At 33.2% G+C, this 21,860-nt stretch carries 17 protein-coding genes; 9 read left to right on the plus strand and 8 right to left on the minus strand.

What is annotated here, in order from left to right; genetic code table 11:
• Positions 1-38: 38 nt before the first annotated feature.
• From A5893_RS04505 to A5893_RS04525, 5 genes are all read right to left on the minus strand, one after another.
• Entirely contained in the window at positions 39-728 is a 690-nt protein-coding gene (locus tag A5893_RS04505) for an ABC transporter ATP-binding protein (protein ID WP_068821327.1), read from the minus strand.
• 3 nt (positions 729-731) lie between these two features.
• Positions 732-1,991: an ABC transporter permease gene (locus A5893_RS04510; protein WP_068821328.1), complete on the minus strand. Its 1,260-nt coding sequence runs from the start codon at positions 1,989-1,991 to the stop codon at positions 732-734.
• Positions 1,988-3,091, minus strand: coding sequence for an efflux RND transporter periplasmic adaptor subunit (locus tag A5893_RS04515; protein ID WP_068821329.1), 1,104 nt, complete (start codon positions 3,089-3,091; stop codon positions 1,988-1,990). Before A5893_RS04515 ends, A5893_RS04510 begins: the two co-directional genes overlap by 4 nt.
• A gap of 65 nt (positions 3,092-3,156) precedes the next feature.
• Complete coding sequence (locus tag A5893_RS04520) at positions 3,157-3,624, minus strand: OsmC family protein (protein ID WP_068821330.1); 468 nt, start codon at positions 3,622-3,624, stop codon at positions 3,157-3,159.
• A 23-nt stretch (positions 3,625-3,647) separates the two neighbouring features.
• Complete coding sequence (locus tag A5893_RS04525) at positions 3,648-3,857, minus strand: YgaP family membrane protein (protein ID WP_068821331.1); 210 nt, start codon at positions 3,855-3,857, stop codon at positions 3,648-3,650.
• Between the two features lie 350 nt (positions 3,858-4,207).
• On the opposite strand from A5893_RS04525, the gene A5893_RS17640 reads away from it, so the two are divergent.
• The 7 genes from A5893_RS17640 (at position 4,208) to A5893_RS04560 (ending at position 13,890) form a co-directional block, all read left to right on the plus strand.
• Complete coding sequence (locus A5893_RS17640) at positions 4,208-4,372, plus strand: hypothetical protein (RefSeq protein WP_198342259.1); 165 nt, start codon at positions 4,208-4,210, stop codon at positions 4,370-4,372.
• Positions 4,373-4,398: 26 nt separating this feature from the next.
• On the plus strand, positions 4,399-4,710 hold the full coding sequence (locus A5893_RS04535) for a rhodanese-like domain-containing protein (RefSeq protein WP_068821333.1): 312 nt from the start codon (positions 4,399-4,401) through the stop codon (positions 4,708-4,710).
• 72 nt (positions 4,711-4,782) lie between these two features.
• Positions 4,783-5,412 (plus strand): Crp/Fnr family transcriptional regulator, encoded by a 630-nt coding sequence (locus A5893_RS04540; RefSeq protein ID WP_068821334.1) that lies wholly within the window; start codon positions 4,783-4,785, stop codon positions 5,410-5,412.
• 261 nt (positions 5,413-5,673) lie between these two features.
• Complete coding sequence (locus A5893_RS04545) at positions 5,674-6,108, plus strand: hypothetical protein (RefSeq protein ID WP_068821335.1); 435 nt, start codon at positions 5,674-5,676, stop codon at positions 6,106-6,108.
• Positions 6,109-6,110: 2 nt separating this feature from the next.
• Entirely contained in the window at positions 6,111-8,669 is a 2,559-nt protein-coding gene (locus A5893_RS04550; protein WP_068821336.1) for a cation-translocating P-type ATPase, read from the plus strand.
• Positions 8,670-8,763: 94 nt separating this feature from the next.
• Positions 8,764-10,566, plus strand: a complete 1,803-nt coding sequence (locus A5893_RS04555; protein WP_068821337.1) for an ATP-binding protein — start codon at positions 8,764-8,766, stop codon at positions 10,564-10,566.
• Positions 10,567-10,647: 81 nt separating this feature from the next.
• On the plus strand, positions 10,648-13,890 hold the full coding sequence (locus A5893_RS04560) for a chemotaxis protein CheB (protein ID WP_068821338.1): 3,243 nt from the start codon (positions 10,648-10,650) through the stop codon (positions 13,888-13,890).
• 120 nt (positions 13,891-14,010) lie between these two features.
• On the opposite strand, the gene A5893_RS04565 is transcribed toward A5893_RS04560, so the two are convergent.
• The 3 genes from A5893_RS04565 to A5893_RS04575 all read right to left on the minus strand — a co-directional run bounded on the left by A5893_RS04565 (position 14,011) and on the right by A5893_RS04575 (position 19,704).
• Positions 14,011-14,433, minus strand: a complete 423-nt coding sequence (locus A5893_RS04565) for a GNAT family N-acetyltransferase (protein ID WP_232456795.1) — start codon at positions 14,431-14,433, stop codon at positions 14,011-14,013.
• On the minus strand, positions 14,434-17,685 hold the full coding sequence (locus A5893_RS04570) for a S41 family peptidase (protein WP_068821339.1): 3,252 nt from the start codon (positions 17,683-17,685) through the stop codon (positions 14,434-14,436). It abuts the gene before it with no gap.
• Positions 17,686-18,162: 477 nt separating this feature from the next.
• Positions 18,163-19,704: an acyl-CoA carboxylase subunit beta gene (locus A5893_RS04575; RefSeq protein WP_198342260.1), complete on the minus strand. Its 1,542-nt coding sequence runs from the start codon at positions 19,702-19,704 to the stop codon at positions 18,163-18,165.
• Between the two features lie 231 nt (positions 19,705-19,935).
• On the opposite strand from A5893_RS04575, the gene A5893_RS04580 reads away from it, so the two are divergent.
• Together A5893_RS04580 and A5893_RS04585 are read left to right on the plus strand one after the other, a co-directional pair.
• Positions 19,936-20,223 carry a hypothetical protein gene (locus A5893_RS04580; RefSeq protein ID WP_157687436.1) on the plus strand — a complete coding sequence of 96 codons (288 nt, stop codon included), beginning with the start codon at positions 19,936-19,938 and terminating at the stop codon, positions 20,221-20,223.
• Positions 20,224-20,267: 44 nt separating this feature from the next.
• Complete coding sequence (locus A5893_RS04585) at positions 20,268-21,860, plus strand: SulP family inorganic anion transporter (RefSeq protein WP_068821341.1); 1,593 nt, start codon at positions 20,268-20,270, stop codon at positions 21,858-21,860.

Below are 21,860 nucleotides of genomic sequence, written 5' to 3' on the forward strand. Positions count from 1 at the left end.
ATTATTATTTTGAAGTAAATAAAGGGAGGCAGCTTTATTTATGATAGCTCTGTTTTTATAATTTTTCCATCTTGCATCGTAATAATCCGATTTGTTTTTTTGGCGAAATCTAAATCATGGGTAACTATCAATAAAGTTTGATGATATTCTTCAGCCAGTTCTTTAAAAATATTAAACACTACATCGCTATTATGTTTATCTAAATTTCCTGTTGGTTCGTCTCCCATAATAATCAATGGCTCGTTAATTAGTGCCCTTGCAATAGCTACTCTTTGTTTTTGCCCACCGCTTAATTGGTTAGGATATTTTAATGCCTCATTTTCTATACCTAATATTTTTAATTTTTCATAAGCATGGTGCTCTACTTCCTTGCTGGTGAGTTTTCCAAATTTAAGCCCAGGCAACATTACATTTTGGAGGTTATTAAATTCATTTAGTAAGTAATGAAATTGAAAGACGAAACCAATTTTTTCATTTCTTACTTGAGCAAGTTCTTTGTCGTTTTTAGTTTTCATGGAGATGCCATCTAACAATAGCATTCCTTCATAGCTGGTATCCATAGTAGACAATATATAAAGCAAGGTAGATTTACCACATCCAGATTTACCCACTATCGAAACGAACTCGCTTTTATTAACGGAAAAGCTCACATCCGTAAGTACTTTAACGGTAAGTGGATCATGAAAAGATTTGCTAATGCCTATGGCTTCTATAATTTTTTCTTCCATAAACTATTTTCCTCTAATTATGTCTACAGGATCTATTTTACTGGCTTTTTTTGATTGAAAATATCCCGCCATATAGGTGGTGATAAGAGAAAAAACTGCACCGATTAAATAAAATTTAGTGTTGTAATTAATAGGGTAGGTTTTAACAGTTGGTAAAGAGGCTGTATTAAAAGGTATTTGCCCAATTATGGCCGAAAGCCCAAATCCAAAAATAAGTCCAACTATACCACCAACCAAGCCAATGGTTAGTGCAATGGTAATAAATATGGCGTTTACATCCTTACCAGAAAAACCAGTTGCTTTTAAAATGGCAATAGAATCCATCTTTTCATAAATCATCATGTTTAGGATATTATAAATCCCAAACCCAGCAACAATAAGCAAGGTAATGCCAACCGCATATGAAATTAGTGTTCTTACTGAACTCCCGGTTTCAAATTGGGCATTAGCTGTTTGTATATCTATTGCATCTGTTTCAAATAACTTGTTATATTTTTTTGTTAACTCTGGGGCTTTGGTGATGTCGTATAGTTTAATCTGAATATCGGTAATATAGCTAGCTGGTTTACCTAATATTTTTTGAATAGTTGCCAAAGTAACATAGCTTTGAATTTTATCTAACTCATCCATCCCTGATTGAAAAAATCCTACAACTTTTAAAGTAAACTGAGTTCCATTACTAGTAGTAATTTGAATATTGTCGCCAACTTGTACAAGTAATTTCTTGGCTGCCCCTATACCTAAGATGATACTATTTGGTGTGTTTTTTAAATCCAGGCTGTTGCCATCTACTACATAATCCTTAAAAGTAAAAAGTCTATTTTCTGCATCAACATCAATTCCATCTAAAATACCAGTTAAGCTAATTTCGCCTACATGGTAAAATATAGGTACCGTATTTTTGGGAGCGACTCCTCTGATATTGTTATCCTCTCTTAAAGCTTTAATTATAGCTTCGCTGTTTCTAATTTCAGGAAGTTCATTTTTTGGTTTTACATGTGCAATAAAATGGTAAGCATCAGGGTAGGCCTCAGATTTGGAAATGGGTTGGATGCTTGATGGAGATACTTCGTTGTATAATCTTATGTGAGGAGTCCGATTCAAAATTAAATTATCCAGCAAATCATTTAAGCCCCCCATAAAACTTAGTAGCGTAATAAACATAGTAATGCTAAATGTAACCCCAAATGCAGCCACTATCGTTTGCTTAAACCTTGCCATAAGCAATGCCATTGCAATTTGGGCAATGAGTTTTATTTTCATTGCTTTGGCATGATCAGTTCATCATTCTCGTCTATTCCAGAAAGGATTTCTGCCATCTGAAGATCTTTTAAACCTATTTTTACGGGTATGTTTTTTCCAGATTTATTTATAACTGTTGAGTCGTTAGAAAGATAACTTCTAGGAATTAATAGCGCATTTTTTTTTGTTTGGAGAACCACGTTAGCCTCAAATGAAATATTTGGATATAATATTAGTGGTGGCTTAACAAACTTGGCTTCTATTGTAAAAGTTTTACTTTGCACATTCATTATCGGATTAATTTTAGTTACTACCGCTTTAAATACCGAATCTTTATAGCTATTTAATACAACAAAGACAGACATACCTAATTTAATCGATACAATATCATATTCATCCACCTGCATTTTAAGAAGATAATTACTATCATCACCAATAATAGCGATCGGAATTTGAGGGTTAACAATTTCTCCTTTGGCAAGGTTCATTTGATATATCTTTCCCTTAACTTTACTTTTAATCAGATAATCATCAGTAGTTTTATTGCTAATTAAACGGTTGTTTTGGGCTTGTTTAGATAAATAGCTCAATTGTTTTTCTAGTTCTGATTGTTTTTCCTTTGCAGAAGCATAATTATTACTCGAGCTTTTGAAGGCAATTTCTCGCTGTTCTAATTCTATTTTTGTACCTACATTTTGTGTCCATAAATTCTTTTGCCTTTTAAGCATAAGGGCATCATTTTCCATTTGGATTTTTGTAAGAACAACCACAGATTTAGCTTCCTCTAATTTTCCAACATTAAAGTTGTAATCATTAAAATCTGCATTTAGTTTTGCGTTATCCGATTGTATTTTTTGAGCATCATTTACAATGGAGATAATTGGTGTACCTATTTCAACTTCAGAATCCTCATCCGTAATTATTTCGTTAACTATCCCGTTTACAGTAGCATAAACTTGGTATTGATTTTCACTCTCAACTACGCCAGAAGCGTAAACAGAAGTTGTTATTGATTTCCTTACAGGACTGATGGTTTCTTGATTATTTTGGCAGGAGCTAATTAAGATCAATACTAAGACAAGCTTATTTAGGTGCTTAAATAGCTGTTTATTTCCTTTCATTTAATAAAGCTTTAAATAATGTCCTGTATTGTCAAAATTTAATATTACTGCGGCGATATAGATTTTTAAGTTGCGTCTATCAACAAAGGGTTTACCTCAATAATTATTTCCACAAATATTTTCGACTTGATAGAATGTGCTATTAAACAAGCGTCCTCGGCTTTTTTAACAATTCGCATGGCTTTATCTCTATAAAGTTCATTATGGATTATGACTTTTGGTTCCAGATAAATTTCACTCATCATTAATTTACCCTCTATATTTTCTAACTTTCCTTTTGCCTTACAGCTAAAGCTTGTAAATTCCAGGGTAGAATTCTCGGCTATAGCCAAAAAAGTTGTCATTAAACAGCCGCTAACAGCAGCTACAAATAAATGCTCGGGAGACCAAATCCCCTCCATTCCTTTAGGGAATTCTGGTGGCGTGGCCACTTCTATACAAACACCGTTTTTTTTATTCAATTCTGGAGAACATACAATGCCTTTGCGGCTGTTTTCCCAATTGGTATCTACATTATAATAATAAGGTTCCATTGCTATGTTGTTTTAAAGGGTAATTAATGTTCTATTTTTTTCTTGGTATTAATTCCAAAAGGCAGGTAAAGGGGACAAAAACTCACGAAACTTGTAAATATTAATATTCCACTCACTACCAATAATATGATTGCCAATGCACCATTAATTATTTGAGTAAAATATAAAACTAAAATTATGACAGCGATTCCAAATCTGATGAGTTGATCTCCTGTACCCATGTTTCTTTTCATGATGACTTAATTTAAATCTGATTTTTTTAATTTATTGTATAAATGTGATGGTAAAAGCTTGTATAAAAAGTGATGCCTAACACAAATAGTTATGATTAATAGCATTTCCTTAATTAATTAACTGCGATTAAAATTCTGATAGATTATTAGTCTTTAAGTGTACCGATAGTGATAAGAAAAACACGTTATGCTTTTACCAGTATTGTAACTTTTGTTACAAACAAAGCGCACTTGTGGGTTTACCTTTGTTTAAATCAATAAAGCTTAATTATAAAAACATGAAAAACAGGATACTCAAAAATTGGTCGTTTATGCGTTTCATTAGGCTGGCGATAGGCATAGCAATTATCATGGAAGCTATATATGCTAAAGATTTACTGATTGGTGCACTAGGGTTGTATTTTGCTAGTATGGCCGTTTTTAATTTTGGCTGTTGCACAAACGGTGCATGTTTTACCACCATAAGACCTAACTCAAAAAGCATGGACGATGTGAGCTATGAAGAAATCAATTAAATATTACCTTATAAAAACATAAAATAATGATGAACATATTTAAACAATTATTTGGCAGTGCAGAAACTGTTGATTTGGGAAATCTTATTAAAGAAGGTGCTTTTTTAGTAGATGTAAGAACTACTGGTGAGTTTGCCGCAGGCCATGTAAAAGGTTCAGTAAATATCCCATTAGATAGGCTTGGTTCAGAAATGGCAAAATTTAAAAACAAAAATAATATCATCGTCTTTTGTCAAAGCGGAGCCAGAGCAGGCCAAGCAAAGAAAATTTTGGAACAAAACGGATTTACCAATATTATTAACGGCGGCAGTTGGAACAGTATTAACAAGTACATTTAAACAAGCAGTTCCATAATATTTTAGCCTGAGTATTTTTAAATGAGAGCCATAATTTACTCTTATATTGGCTAAATGGATATTCTGCCACAATTTGAATCAATATTTGAACCCGCATTACTTAAAGAAATTCAAGAATTTGGTGTTCTAAAGATTTTTAAGGAAGGCGCAATTATTATGGACTATGGGAAGTACATCAAAATGATGCCCTTAGTAACCAAAGGATCACTAAAAGTATTAAAAAAAGATGAGCATGGCAAAGAGATATTGCTGTACTATCTTTCTAGTAACGAGAGTTGTTCTATGGCTTATAGTTGTTGTTTGGAAGCCAGGAAAAGTGAAGTAAAAGCTATTGCAGAAGAGGATGGAGAATTAATTGCCATTCCTCATGATAAATTAGACGAATGGCTTTGCAAATACCCAAGCTGGAAAAACTATATCATGCGTAGTTTTAACGATCGTATGTTAGAACTATTAAAATCTATTGAAAGTATCGCTTTTCATAAACTGGATGAGCGCCTGCTTGGATATTTGAATGAGAAAAAAAGGATATCCGGATCTAGTGTAATAAAAAGTTCTCATCATCAAATTGCAGATGAACTAGCCACCTCTAGAGTAGTCATTTCCAGGCTGCTTAAACAGCTGGAAAACGAGGGTAAAATTTTGTTGTACAGGAATGAAATTAAACTTTTAAATAGCTTTTAAGTTTAAAATACCCAACCATTATTTAAGTGTTGACTTATATTCATAATTCAGCAAATCACTGTTTAATTTCATCTTTACTAATCTTTTGTTCAAGTTGTTAAAGCAACTTTAAATCATTTTAATCTGTGACTATACTCATTATTTAATTCGTGGTTTTCATCCAAATTTGGATAAGATTATAACAATCTTAAAGAAACCTAAATAAGCAAGTTGTGATGGGCGCAAATTGTAGACAATAATGATTACTTAAATCAGAGCAAAATGGAAACTATAGAAAGCAGACAATTATCATCAGAATTTCAAGAATTACACAGCGAGAATAAAGAATGGATAGCGGATGTTTTGTTTATGGAAGACGAAATTCGCTTTTATAAAAAATTGTTCGACAAAGTGATTACCGCTGCTATTCATGAAAACAGGGTTATGGAGCTTAGTCCTTTGAGCAAAAAACTGGGGCAATTAGATGAAAAAAAAGAAGCGCTTAAATTGCTCATCACAAAAAATCAACATCTTTTAGAATCCATAATTAAAGATGCTGAGAAAACAGTTGGAATGGAAGTGATTGAAGAAAATACTGAAATCACAAAAGAAATAAAACTTCTTTTTATGGAAGAGAGAGCCATTAGAAAAGCTTTGTTTTCGATTTCAGAAAATATATTTGATGAGGAAAATAAAAATCATCTGTTGGGCGAATAGCAATGGCATCAACCCAAAAACTAAAATTATCAAATTCTTATACAAAAAATACAAGCAACTTTAGTGCATATACAAATGGTTTAAGTGATGCTGAAGTCGTTAATTCAAGAAAGAAAAATGGGATAAATCAGTTAAACTTTAAAAAGGAAAACGGGTTTATTGATGCAGTAAAAAGTTTGGTAAAAGAGCCGATGGTGATTTTGCTATTGGTTACATCCGGGATTTATTTTGCCAGCGGAAAAACTGGCGATGGCATATTTTTAGCGTCAGCAATTGTTTTAGTTGCTGGTATTTCTCTATTTCAGGATTCTAAAAGCCGAAACGCACTAGAAAAATTAAAAGACTTCTCTCAGCCTAAATGTAAAGTAATTAGGAATGGCATCCTTATAGAAATCAACAGCTCAGATTTAGTTGTTGGCGATAGCTTGATGGTAGAAGAAGGAACATCCATTACGGCAGATGGTACAATAATTCACTCCAATGATTTTTCTGTTAATGAAAGCATCCTCACCGGCGAGTCCTTATCAGTTTATAAAGATGCTTCCGCAGATGATAACAAAATTTTTCATGGTACTACAGTTGCAAGTGGATTGGCCATCGCAACCATAACATCTGTTGGAAATCAAACCCGTTTAGGTAAAATCGGCGAAAGCCTGGAAAAAATAACCGAAGAGAAAACACCATTAGAATTACAGATAAACAATTTTGTAAAAAAGATGGTGATTGTTGGCGCCATTGTTTTCTTGATAGTTTGGGGCATCAATTATTTCCATTCCCATAATACTTTAGATAGCCTTATTAAAGCGTTAACGCTGGCTATGAGTATTTTGCCAGAAGAAATTCCTGTAGCGTTTACCACTTTTATGGCATTGGGTGCCTGGCGTTTAATGAAGATGGGAATTGTGGTTAAACAAATGAAAACTGTTGAAACCTTAGGAAGTGCATCGGTAATTTGTATTGATAAAACCGGAACGATTACACAAAATAAAATGAGCTTAGCCAAGCTTTTTGTGTTACAAAACAATCAAATTAAATATGTAAAAGATTTGGCTGTAGCCGATAAAGAACTGATTAGGATAGCAATGTTTGCCAGTGAACCCATTCCTTTTGATCCTATGGAAATTGCACTTCATGAAGCATATTCAAAAACTGATATCCCTGATGAAAGAAATGATTATCACATGATTCATGAATATCCGTTAGCCGGAAAGCCACCTATGATGACCCATTTATTTGAGAATAAAAAAGGAGATAGAATTATTGCCGCCAAAGGAGCTCCAGAAGCATTAATGAGCGTTTCTGATTTAAAAGATGAAGAAAAGGTACAAATTAATCATGCGATAACAGAACTTGCGAAAGATGGATTTCGTGTTTTAGGGGTAGCAGAAGCCTCATTCAAAGGAAATGATTTTCCATTTACACAGCAAGAGTTTACATTTCAATTTAAAGGTTTAGTTGCTTTTTATGATCCTCCAAAAGAAAATATAAAATCTGTTTTGCAAGATTTTTACAATGCAGGTATTGATGTGAAAATTTTAACTGGCGATAACGCATTAACAACTGCAGCTATAGCCAAACAAATAGACTTTAACAATGCAGATAAATGCATAAATGGCCAAGACTTAATGAATTTGAACGAGATAGATTTAGCCAAATGTGTTAAGCAAACCAGCATTTTCACACGTATGTTTCCTGATGCTAAATTGAAAATCATCAATGCCTTAAAATCTCAAAATGAAATTGTTGCCATGACTGGCGATGGCGTAAATGATGGCCCGGCTCTTAAAGCGGCTCATATTGGTATTGCAATGGGCAAAAAAGGAACCGAGATTGCCAAACAAGCTGCATCCTTAGTTTTATTAGAAGACGATTTATCAAAAATGGTAGATGCTGTTGCCATGGGAAGGCGCATTTACACAAATCTTAAAAAAGCCATTCAGTATATTATCTCCATTCATATCCCAATTATATTAACGGTTTTTATTCCTTTGGCCTTGGGTTGGATTTATCCTAACATATTTTCACCTGTACATATCATCTTTTTAGAGCTGATTATGGGTCCAACATGTTCTATTATTTATGAGAACGAGCCATTAGAAAAAAACACCATGCTCCAAAAACCTCGACCTTTTACGTCCTCGTTTTTTAACTGGAAAGAGTTAACAACAAGTATTCTTCAAGGGCTAGCCATAACAGCTGCAACTTTGTTTATATACCAATATTCCGTTTATCAGTCATTTGACGAAGCACATACCCGTACAATGGTATTTACGGTTTTAATAGTTGCAAATATTGTTTTAACATTGGTTAATCGCTCTTTTTACTATTCTATTTTTACCACCATTAATTATAAAAACAACCTCATACCTTTAATTATTGCCATCACTTTAGCAATTACCGGAGCGTTGATATTTGTTCCTTCGCTTAATAATTTTTTTGAGTTTGAAGCTCTTCCGGTAAAGGAAATATTTATTTGTATGGCAGTAGGTTTTGTATCTGTAATATGGTTTGAGTTGGTAAAAATCCAAAGTCGTTTATCTAATCGTACATTAATTAATTAAAAAATATTACAAGGTATAAATGCTATATTTATATACTTTCCTCTATTCTATCTAATTCACTGAGTAAGACAGCAACAAAATTAATCTCAAATTTGTGCAAGACGAAAAAATAGCGATCACCAAATATAAAGGTTCAATTGATGAGCAAACAGCCGTGTTAGAAGCTGCTGGCTTAATTGGTGTTAGCACTGATCAACATCTTACTGTATTAAAAGCTTTTGGAGATACCGCTGCATTTCTTAAAAATGACAATTTTAATTTTCAATTAACTGAGCTATTAAATGAAGAAGTTGCTGCTATTGTTAAAGCTGCGGCTCATCAAGCTTTAAAATCAAACGAAAAAGTTTCCCTAAATAACTTCAATTTACATCGCGATGGTTTGTTGGATAAAAATTCTGTAAACATCACTATCAATCCCTTTTTTATAACGGGTTCTAAAGAGCGACAATTACTCATCCTCTTTTCTTCCAATAAAAGAAAAACAAAAATTAATGCTTTGTCAGATTCTAGTAACAGCGACCATTTAAGTTTAAAATACTTGGATAGTTTAGAGCAAGAACTGGTAAAAGCCAAAATCAATTTAGAAACAGCTTATGAATTGGTAAACTCATCTAATGAGAATGTGCAATCATTTAATGAGGAGCTTCAGTCTGCAAATGAGGAAATGCAAAGTTCTAATGAGGAACTACAATCTGTAAATGAGGAGTTACAAACTATCAATCAAGAACAGAAAGATACCAATGATGAGTTGATGGAATCTAATGATGATCTAAACAATTATTTCCGTAGCAATACCAATGGGCAATTATTTGTGGATCAAAATATGATGCTTAAAAGATATTCTCCGGGTGCAATAAAACACATCAATTTGCGGGCAAGCGATATTGGCAGACCTTTAGCTCATATCACCACAAACATTAAGTTTGAAACACTTATTGAAGATATACGGCAGGTAATGAAAGATGGGAAAATCATCACTCGTGAAGCGGAATCTTCAGAGGGTAAAATTTATCAGGTGATGACGATGCCTTACATAAGAAACAATACTGGCGAAACAGATGGAGCAATAGTTAGCTTTTATGAAATCACTGAATTAAAAAATTTACTTTCTGCACTGGATATCAGTAATAAAAGCCTTACTGATTCTGTTGCAGCAATTGAAATTAGCAGAGGGCAATTGAGCGAATCTTTGGATAAAGAAAAGCAATTGAATATATTAAAAACCCGCTTTGTTTCAATGGCATCACATGAATTTAAAACGCCACTAACTTCCATCCAATTATCTGCCTCTCTCATTGGAAAGTTAGCCATCGAATTTGATAATCCCATGCTTAAAAAGTATACCGAGACTATTAAAAATGCAGTTAAAAACTTAACCAATATTTTAAATGATTTTTTATCGCTAGAGTTATTAGAGACCGGCAAAATTAAGCCAATTCTAATACAGCTGGATGTGGTTAAATTTTCTGAGGAAATTACAGAGGATATGCAATCCCTTGCAAAAACACAGCAAAGCATTGTTTATCACCATACGGGGAACGGGAGAATAGCTACCTTTAATCCATCATTGCTAAAAAATAGTTTGATTAACCTCATCAGCAATGCCATAAAATATTCTGGTCCGGATTCTTCAATTGAGTTTTATACCAAGATTACTAAAGATAATTTTACCATTGTAGTTAAAGATAATGGCATCGGAATACCTAAAAAGGACCAAATACATTTATTTCAAGCTTTTTTTAGGGCACACAATACCGGAAACATACCTGGAACCGGCTTAGGTTTAAATATTGTTGGAAGATATACTACATTAATGAACGGCAAAATTAAATTTAAGAGTAAGGAAAACATCGGCACATCGTTTACGCTAACTTTTCCTATTAAGCAGGTTAAATAGAAAAAAATAAACAGATTTAATTATAGTTGTTAATTTAATGGCTTTATAATTGCAATTTTAATATCCTAATACTCAAAACCAATGTCAAAAATTGTTGATCAACAGTATGTTATTGCCATTGGCGCATCAGCCGGTGGTTTAGAAGCTATTTCCGCTTTTTTTGATTATACCCCTTTAGATTCTGTATCTTATATCGTAATACAACATCTTTCACAAGATTTTAATAGCCAAATGGCACATATTTTGGCTCCGCATAGTAAACTGAAGGTAATTGAGGCTATTGAAAACGTAGATATTAAAGCCAATACGGTTTATCTGATACCCAGTTCTAAATTTATGGTTGTAGAAAATGGTAAGCTTATCCTTTCAGATAAAAAGGATCAGCCTCGTCCTCACATGACCATAGATTATTTTTTCTCATCCTTAGCAAAAGAGCGTGGAGATAAAGCGATAGGCATTATTCTTTCGGGTACCGGAAGTGATGGTTCTAAAGGGATACAAGACATAAAAAATGCAGGTGGAATGGTTTTAGTACAAGATCCCGAGACTGCCAGTTTTAATGGAATGCCCATGGCTGCTATTGCTACAGAATGCGTGGATAGGATTTTATCTCCACAGGCAATGCCAGAAGTTATAGAACAGTATGTTAAAGATGGATTATTAGAATTATCATCTAAGCAACCATCCGAGCAAATCAATGAAAAAGAGTTGAAGCAGATATTTAATCTCATTAAAGAACAGCTTCCGTTAGATTTCTCAGATTATAAGCGCCCAACAATTATTCGTCGTATTAACAGAAGGATGGTGCACCATAATTTAAAATCGGTGGGTAAATATTATGAGTTTTTAAAAGGAAACGAAATAGAAATCAGTTTATTAGCTAATGATTTTTTAATTAGTGTTACCTCTTTTTTTAGAGATTTAGATGCGTTTAAGATTATAGAAGAAACCGTTATTCCGGATATTATTAAAAAGAACGAAAGTGGAGTTTTAAAGATTTGGGTTGCAGGTTGCGCCACTGGCGAGGAAGCTTATTCTATGGCAATTTTGATAAAAGAATATTTAAATAAGCATCCTAAAAACATCGAAATAAAAATCTTTGCTTCTGATATTAGCAAAGCAGCACTTGATACAGCTTCTAAAGGCGAATATCCTGAAAGCATTACTAAAATTATTTCTAAAGAAAGACTTCAACAATTTTTTACGAAAGATGGTAGCAATTATAAAATTAAACATGAGATTAGGAAAATGCTGATTTTTGCCCAGCATGACTTGACCAAAAACCCTCCTTATTGTAATATAGACCTTATAAGTTGCCGTAATTTATTAATTTATCTAAACATCACTTTACAGCAAAGAGTATTTGGTATGCTCCATTTTGGATTGAAAGAGAATGGTTATCTTTTTTTAGGGCCGAGTGAAAGTACCTCAGTTGTTAAGGAAGGATTTAAAGAAGTAAGTAGCAAATGGAACATTTTAAAAAGCACTAAAACAGGCCGTCCGATACGCTTTGACGCTTTTTCTTCTCACCTTATCGGCGATTTAAAAACAACAAATTTAGAAACAAATGAAAAAGCAACTGCACCAGTTTCTAAATCTCAGCTTAGTGATCAAATTAATTTAGCATTGTTAAAAGAATGTGTTTTTAATGGTGTTTGCATAAATGAAAAATTAGCTGTTGTACAATCATTTGGCGATACCAAACCTTATTTAAAAAATATCAACTTTAATTATAATCTAACCGAATTATTGCCAGAGCGTATTGCTATTGTGTTTAAAGCAGCGGCTCATAAAGCTTTAAAACTTAATGAAAAGGTAACATTAAGTAAGCTTAACCTACAAGGTATAAACAAAGCAAAAAGCGCAGTCATCAACATTGTTATTTCTCCATTTTATTTAAACAATTCTGAAGAAAGATTACTGCTGGTTTTATTTACAGAAAACCAAACTAAGTCTACGGAAAAAAACGTGATTCAAATTCAGGATATTAATGAAGTAACTAAAGAACATGTAATTAGTTTAGAGCAAGAAGTAACGCAACTCAAGCATTCTTTAGCTGTTGCACATCAAGGTATTGCTTCTTCCAATGAAAATATTCAATCTTTTAATGAAGAGCTACAATCTTCAAACGAGGAAATGCAATCTGCTAACGAAGAAATGCAGAGTACAAATGAAGAGCTGCAATCTGTAAATGAGGAATTGCAAACTTTAAATAAAGATCATCAATTTACTATTGATGAGTTAACAGATTTAAATGACGATTTGAATAATTATTTTAGAAGTAATACCAACGGGCAATTATTTGTAGATGAAAATTTATTGTTAAAAAGATATTCTCCGGGAGCCGTTAAGCACATTAATATCCGTGAGGGTGATATTGGACGCCCGTTAAGTAACATCACCACAAACATAAAATTTGAAACATTAATCGAGGATGTGAAAAAAGTGATTAATAATGGAGAACCTATTACAAAAGAGGCCGAAGCTTTAGATGGAAAAACCTATCAGGTAATGACGATGCCTTACTTAAAGAGAACCAGTAAAAAACCTGATGGAGCAATTATTAGTTTTTATGACATTACGGAATTGAAAAATTTGCTTCTAGAGCTAGACGTTAGTAATCAAAACCTGGACGTAAGTAATCAAAGTCTTTTAAGAATAAATAGCGACTTAAATAATTTTGTTTATGGTGCTTCACATGATTTAAATGCACCTATTGTAAATATTGAGATGCTTTTAGAAATTCTTAATGATATGTTAGACTCTAAAGATCCAGAAGTTTTAGAACTCTCAGGGATGATGAATAAATCTGTATCTACATTTAAAGATATCCTTGGTGATTTAGCGAAAATTGGTGTTATAGAATCTGAAGATGTTGAAGAAAGTTTGGAAAGCTTTCCGGTAATATTTTCAGAAATTAAATCGGTGTTATCAGAAAGAATTAAAATTTCCAAAGCCATTTTTCAAATCGATTTTGATATCAAAGAAGTTAGGTTTGCCAGAAAAAATTTGAGGAGTGTAATGCTGAATCTCATTACAAACGCACTTAAATACACCTTAACAGATCGTACACCAGAAATAAACATCAAAACAGAAAAGAAAGATGGCTTTATCTTATTAACCATTAAAGACAATGGTATTGGTATTGCTAAAAATGAAATTGAAAATATTTTTAAAAAATATACCAGGGCTAATACGGTAGCTGAGGGCACAGGAATTGGTTTATACTTAGTCCGTAAAATTGTTAACGCAGCAGGAGGGAAGATTGAGGTAGAATGTGACGAAACTAAAGGTTGTACCTTTAAAGTGTTTTTTAAGGTATAAAAAAAAGGTTTTCATTTGCGATAGTAGAGAAAGGTTATTCCAATTATTTAAACTGAATTATCTTTGTTAATCGATGTTTTTTGGAAGGTTTTAAAAAAGAGTTACAAATCAAATCCTAGTTTACAGCTCTTTTTCCATGATTACATAATCAATGCCATCTCTTGTAAATTTTTCATCTGTTTCTGTCAATCCCAATTTCTGATAAAATCCGATTGCTGTACTTCTGGCGTTACACCAAATTTTTTTAGTTTTTTGTTCCTCGGCGAATGCCATAATATAAGTTAAAAGAGCAGTCCCAAAACCTTGATGCTGAAATTCTTTTAGTGTAGCAAACTTTCTAAACTGCACACAGCCATCTTCTTTTTCGAAGCAAGAAACAACAGAAATTAATTTATCATCATGAAATAGACCGAAATGAATGCCATCTTCATCTTCCTCAAGCTGCAATTTTTTTAGAAGCATTAAGGGATACAATTCCGCCTGCCTAACTCTTAATGTTGCGGCAGGAGGAATTTGTTCTATGGAATAATTTAGATGTGACAATTATTTTTTTATCTCTTTTAACATTTCTTTAACGGCGGCTTCCAGTTGTTGGTCTTCACCATTCAATACTTTATTATAATCGTTATTTACTCTAATATCAGGTTCTAATTGATGGTTTTCAGTAGCTTGTGTTTCACCTGCACCGTAAGTCGCAATCATCGGAATGCCGAAATAAATGGTAGGATCAATTTGTGTTTCCCACCAAACTGCAGTTCCGGTTCCTGCAACAGGCATTCCTATCAATTTACCCAAACCTAATTCTTTGTAAGCATACGGAAACATAAAAGCATCAGAATAATTACCTTCACTCATTACCACACAACTTGGTTTTGTCCATTTATTCATGGGCTCTCCACCTGTTGTAATATTCCCTTGCGGACGTAAAGTGAAATATTCTTTTCCGCCTAAAAAAGTAACCAAATCATCATGTAACCAACCGCCACCATTAAAACGAGTATCTACAATTAACGCTTCCTTGTTTACATTTTTACCTAAAACCTTATCAAAGGTTACCCTAAAACTTGGGTCATCCATACTTCTAACATGTACGTAACCAACTTTGCCATCAGAAAGACTATCAGTTAATTGAGCCATTTTATCCGTCCAGCGTTTGTACAGTAAAACATTACTTTCTTCACCACCTGGTATAGGTTTAACCACTTCACTATAAGTTTTACTAGATTTTGGGTCGTGGAAATCTATTCTAGTAAAATCTCCTGCTTTATGATTTAAAAACATCGCCCAATCTGCATCATCAGTAATGGCATTTCCATTTATTTTATCTATCACCATTCCAGCTTTCATATCGGTTTTAGCTTTATCAAATGGGCCGGCACCAATAACGTCTTTAACTGTCAAACCATTTCCACCTTTGCTTACATCATATAACAAACCTAAAGCAGCAGTTGCGTCAGCATTCATTTTCCTGGCTCTATAACCACCGCCTGTGTGCGAGGCGTTTAATTCTCCCAAAAACTCGCTTAACAATACTTCAAAATCATAATTATTATTAATGTAGGGAAGAAATTTTGAATAGGTAGTATGGTAACCATCCCAATCTACACCTTGCAATTTTGGATCGAAAAGTTTTTTCTTAACTTGTTTATAAGCATGATCAAACATGTAAGCTCTTTCTGCTGCAGCATCTAATTCCATGTTTGCATCAATTTTTATTGGAGAAACTTTGCCATCGTCTACACCAACTTTCATAATGTTTCCACCAGCCAAAACAATTAAGTATTTGCCATCTTTACTTAATTCTAAACCGCCATCTGTTACTCCTAATTTGGCTAAAACTTTTGTTTCATGGGTTCTAGGCATGGTCATCCATAAATCGTAACCTTTTTCATATTTGGCTAAATAATACAATTTTTCGCCATCTTTTGATAGTGCGATACCACCAATATCTGTAGAAGATATAGTCAACCTTTCTGTTCTGTTTTCTAAATTTTTAAGATTTGGCTCAAATACAGGTTTTTCTTCCTTTTTAACTATTTCAACTTTTTTAGATTTCTCCTCTTTTTTGTCAGCTGTTTTAACGCTGTCTTTCTTTTCTATATCTTTTTGTAAGTCGAAATCTTCTTTACTCAATTGATATTTATCCCAAACATCTTGGTCAAAAAACATGGCATAAATATCGCTTTGGCTACCTCTGCTCAAATTTTTCATCCCATCTTTATCAGTTATCCAATACATCATTTTACCATCCATCCCAAACTGAGGATAATAATCATTAAACCCACTTTCAGTTAAATTCACTCTTTTGCCGGTTCCATCTGCTTTAAGCAAAACTACTTCTGGTGTAAACCAACCTCCGCCTTCACTAGATTGCGCTAATAAATATTTGCTATCTGGCGACCAGGTAAAATATTGATCACCATCTGAATAGGAATAATTTAATTTTTCAGGTAGAACAGTTACCGTATTTTTAGTGGCTATGTCTATTACTTTTAATATGTTTCTTTCTTCTAAATAGGCTATTTTCTTTCCATCGGGAGAGTAATTTGCTTGAAATTCATCTTTATCTGTATTAACTATTGGTTTTGTATTGATAATAGTAGCAGCATAGAAATATTTTTCTGATGGATTTGCCAAACTTGCTTCATAAATATCCCAGGAATTATCATTTTCTACCGAATAAAGTAGTTTTTTACCATCCGGACTAAAGCTTACCATTCTTTCTTGATAATGCGTATTGGTAATTCTTTTGGTCGTTGAACCATCAACAGCGGTTACAAAAATCTCTCCTCTATAAACAAACGCAATCTCTTTTCCACTTGATGAAACCGCAATTTCAGTAGCATTTCCTTTGACTGGAACAGTAGTTATTTGATTAGTTGCGAAATCAGCACCGATATTAAATTCTAAGATTTTAGGTTGTCCACCTTCTTTAAAAAGATAGATATTTCCATCCTGAGTAAAAGCAAAAGTGCCATCATTTGCCCTTGAAAGGTTTCTTACAGGATTTTTATCAAATTTTGTAAGTTGTGTTACTTGATCTGGAGCAACAACAGAAGATTTGAATAAATTTTGATTTCCTTTTTGCTCGCTTAAATAGTAGAAAGTGTCTCCACTTCCCCAAACAGGTTCTCGGTCTTCGCCGATGAAATTAGAAACTTTTTTATATTGATTAGTTTTTAAATCTAAAACCCAAATATCTCTGGTAATAGCAGAAGTATGGTGTTTACGTAAAGCATTTTCATATCCTTTTCTATCCTGATAAATAATTTTATCTCCAGTAGCATTCAAATGAACATATTCTGTCCCTGCTGAGTTTATCATCACACTTCTACCACCCTTAACCGGAACTTCATATAATTTATTAAAATAGTTATCACCAGGGAAACGAACTGAAGAATAAACATCATGACGATTTGAACCAAAAATCACTTTTTTATCATCAATGCTGAAATCATAAGGAATGTCTTTATCAGAATTATAGGTTAAACGAGTTGCTGCACCTCCATTTGCGGACATTGAAAAAATATCAAAATTTCCGTTTCGGTCTGATGCAAAAGCAATGGTTTTACTATCATGGCTCCAAACGGGATAACCGTTATAATCTGCAGTGATGGTTAGGGGCAAAGCTTGTCCGCCATTTATAGAAACTTTAAAGATATTTCCCTTGTATTCAAATGCTACCCATTGCCCATCAGGTGATATAGCAGGTTGTTGCATCCATAATGGTTGCTGTGCCTTGGTTTGGATAAAAAACAGAGATAAAAATAAATTGAAGAGTAAGATTTTTTTCATGTTTTGGAGTTTAAGATTTTAAAAATAACAATAAGGAATGGCTAATTAAAATCTTTAATTATGATAATAAGTTCTGAAACAAGGGTTTTACAGAATAGTGGTTAAATTTTTATTTAGGCATTTTAAAAAGTGGTAAAGACATTTTTAGAGCAATGAGTCAATGATTTTTTTAGTTTCTCCGTCATGTCGACGACAGGAGACATCTCATCAGCAAGATTGCCATTCTATCTAAAAACCTATTTGTGAGATGTTTCACTATCGTTCAACATGACGACATTCCTTAACTTAATGAAATTGCCCAGAAAAAGGATGATTTATGATGTTGCTTCTATTATGGGTGCAAAAAGAATAATGAGGTTAACTGAATAAAGATATTTAAAACCTCTCTTTGTTTTGGTTTACAGTAAACACTTTACTGTAAACTAAATCTCCATAACAAATTAATAATCAAACTATTGGAGAAATAAAAGAACAAACTTACAAAGGAATATTCCCATGTTTCTTCCTGGGATTATTTACCACTTTATTCTCTAACATCTTAAATGCTTTAATCAGTTTGATACGAGTATCAGCAGGTTCAATTACTTCATCAATAAAGCCACGTTCGGCAGCTCTATATGGGTTCGCAAAAATATCTGAATATTCTTTTTCTTTCTCCAGCCATTTTTCTTCCGGATTTTCTGCAGATGTTATTTCTTTTTTGAAGATGATTTCGGCTGCACCTTTTGCGCCCATTACGGCAATTTCTGCACTTGGCCAGGCGTAATTCATATCTGCTCCAATATGTTTAGAGTTCATCACATCATAAGCACCGCCATAAGCTTTACGGGTAATTAGAGTTATTCTTGGTACGGTTGCCTCGCAAAACGCATATAACAATTTTGCGCCATTGGTAATAATAGCATTCCATTCCTGATCTGTGCCGGGAAGAAAGCCCGGAACATCTTCAAAAACCAGTAAAGGAATATTAAAAGCATCGCAAAAGCGGACAAATCTTGCGGCTTTTGTAGAAGAGTGAATATCCAAAACTCCAGCTAAAAATGCGGGTTGATTAGCCACTATTCCAATACTTCTTCCAGCTAATCGGGCAAAGCCAACTACTATGTTTTCGGCAAAATCTTTATGAACTTCTAAAAATGAATCAGCATCAATTACTTCAGAAATCACTTCTCTAATATCATATGGTTGATTTGCATTCTCTGGTAAAATTTGATCGAGTTGTTTACGATGTTCATCGCTATTTTCGTAATCCTCAAATGGAGCTCTTTCCTCACAATTTTGAGGCATATAACTTAATAATTTTTTTAGGTGATTTATCGCTTCTATTTCATTAGCGCAAGCAAAATGTGTAACACCAGATTTAGTAGCATGTGTATTTGCTCCGCCTAATTCTTCTGAAGTCACTTCTTCATGGGTTACCGTTTTAACCACATTTGGGCCAGTTACAAACATATAAGAAGTGTGTTCTACCATCAAAATAAAATCGGTAATAGCCGGCGAATAAACGGCACCGCCTGCACAAGGGCCCATAATGGCAGAAAGTTGTGGGATAACTCCCGAAGCCATCGTATTTTTATAAAAAATATCGGCGTAACCGCCTAAGGAAACCACACCTTCTTGAATTCTAGCGCCGCCAGAATCATTTAAACCAATTAATGGGGCACCGTTTTTTAATGCCATATCCATTATTTTGCAGATTTTTTCGGCATGAGTTTCGGATAGCGAACCCCCAAAAACAGTAAAATCTTGAGAGAAAACATAAGTTAAACGTCCATTTATAGTGCCGTATCCTGTAACAACCCCATCACCTGGATATTTTTCATACTGCATACCAAAATCTGTAGAACGATGTGAAACCAGCATTCCAATCTCTTCAAAAGAACCTTCATCAAGTAAAAAATGTAATCGTTCTCTCGCGGTTAATTTTCCTTTTTTATGCTGACTTTCAATTCTTTTTGCTCCGCCACCAAGAAAAGCTTCTTCTCTTTTAGCGTTAAGTAATTCTAATTTTTTATTCACTTTATAGGATATTGGCAATACTGTGAAATTATAAAAAATCTATGTAAAGCTGAATCTATGCGTATAAAATTATTCGATTATTATTTTATGATGTTATATCAACAGTTTATTACTCTTTTTGGCATCATTTTTTTAGCTTTGTGAAAATTATAAGTTTAATAATTTATTTAATTAATGCACAGGAAAGTCAAGATTTTAGTTTACTGTTATTTATTCATCTCTATTTTTACAATGAAGATGTTTATTTCTACAGCACCTATTATTTTTGATTTGGATAAAAAAGTTGTGAATGCTGTAATTATGCAGTTAGAATTAGAAAACGACTCCAAAGAAAATCCCTCAGATGCAAAAGACATTGGTAAATTATTAAAAAAAGGAACAGAATTTATTCATGTTTATGATTTTGTGATGGTTCATATCTTAAAAACAGAGACATTAGATTACCATTACATTTCTAAAAAATACATTAAAACGTATTTTCCAACAATACCTACCCCTCCGCCCAACGTGGCCTGTTAATATTCTATAATTTTTATTACAGTAACAATTTTCATTAATTTATTATGACAGATAATCAATCAGAAGCTGCGGGAAGTGGTTTAGGTAAATATTTCCTTGTTAAAAATCTTAAAAAAGATTTGCCGGCAAGTATTGTAGTTTTTTTGGTGGCTTTGCCACTATGTTTGGGTATTGCATTGGCTTCAGGCGCACCATTATTTTCGGGTCTATTAAGTGGTATAATAGGTGGGGTTGTAGTAGCAAGTTTCAGTGGATCTCAGCTAAGTGTTAGTGGCCCGGCGGCAGGTTTAACTGTTATTGTTTTAAATGCCATAACAGATTTAGGGAGTTTTAACATCTTTCTTTTAGCGGTAATGATTGCCGGCCTTCTTCAAATTATTTTAGGAATTTTAAAGGCGGGCACAATTGGTAATTATTTCCCTAATAGCGTGATTATTGGCATGTTGGCCGCCATTGGTATCATACTCATTTTAAAACAATTACCCCATGCGGTAGGCTATGACGCCGATTTTGAAGGTGACCAAAGTTTTAGTCAAATAGATAATGAAAACACGTTTTCAGCAATTTTTTCTGCATTTAACAAATTTACTTTAGGTGCCATAGTGATTAGTGTTATTTCTTTAATAGTACTTATTGTTTGGCCAAAGTTTAAAAAGCTTGCCATTGTTCCTGCACCTCTTTTAGTGGTCATTTTAGGAATTATTTTAGCAGGTGTATTTGATGGAAGTGCATTAGCATTAAATCCGGACCAATTAGTTCAAATTCCGGTTGTGGGAAGTTTTACAGATTTTAAAGGCTTATTTGCTTATCCAGATTTTTCTGCCATTACTAACCCTAACTTATGGACTGTAGCTGTTACTATTGCAATTGTTGCATCATTAGAAACACTTTTAAGTTTAGAGGCTGTAGATAAAATTGACCCAATTAAGAGAGTATCACCTACAAACAGGGAACTTATAGCTCAAGGAATTGGAAATACATTAGCTGGTTTAGTTGGAGCCCTCCCTATGACAGCGGTTATTGTACGATCTTCTGCAAACGTAAATTCTGGTGGTAGAACAAAAGTTTCGGCAATTATGCATGGTATATTTTTAATTTTAGCAGTATTATTAATACCTGTATTGATTAATAAAATTCCATTAGCTTGTTTAGCTGCAATTCTATTGATGGTAGGTTATAAATTAACTAAAATACCCTTGTTTAAAAAGATGTGGAAAAGCGGGAAAGATCAATTTATTCCGTTTTTTGTAACGATAGTTGCTGTTGTATTTACAGATTTATTAATAGGTGTTGCTATAGGTTTAGCAGTTGGAATTATATTTTTATTAACTACAAACTATAGAAATCCCTATTTTTACACTATTGATAAAACATCAAATAAAGATGTAATAAGAATAATGTTGGCACAAGAAGTTTCTTTTTTAAATAAGGGAACAATTCAATATACTTTAACTAATCTGCCAAAAGACAAAACAGTAATTATAGACGGTTCTAATTCTTTATTTATTGATAAGGACGTTTTAGATACTATTTATGATTTTAAAGAACATGCCCATACAAAAAATATAGAGGTAGAATTGCTTAATATTAAAACAAAATATGAAGTACCCTCGCTAAAAGAATTAGTGATTAAATAA

Source organism: Pedobacter psychrophilus, assembly GCF_001652725.1.
Taxonomy (GTDB): Bacteria; Bacteroidota; Bacteroidia; order Sphingobacteriales; family Sphingobacteriaceae; genus Pseudopedobacter; species Pseudopedobacter psychrophilus.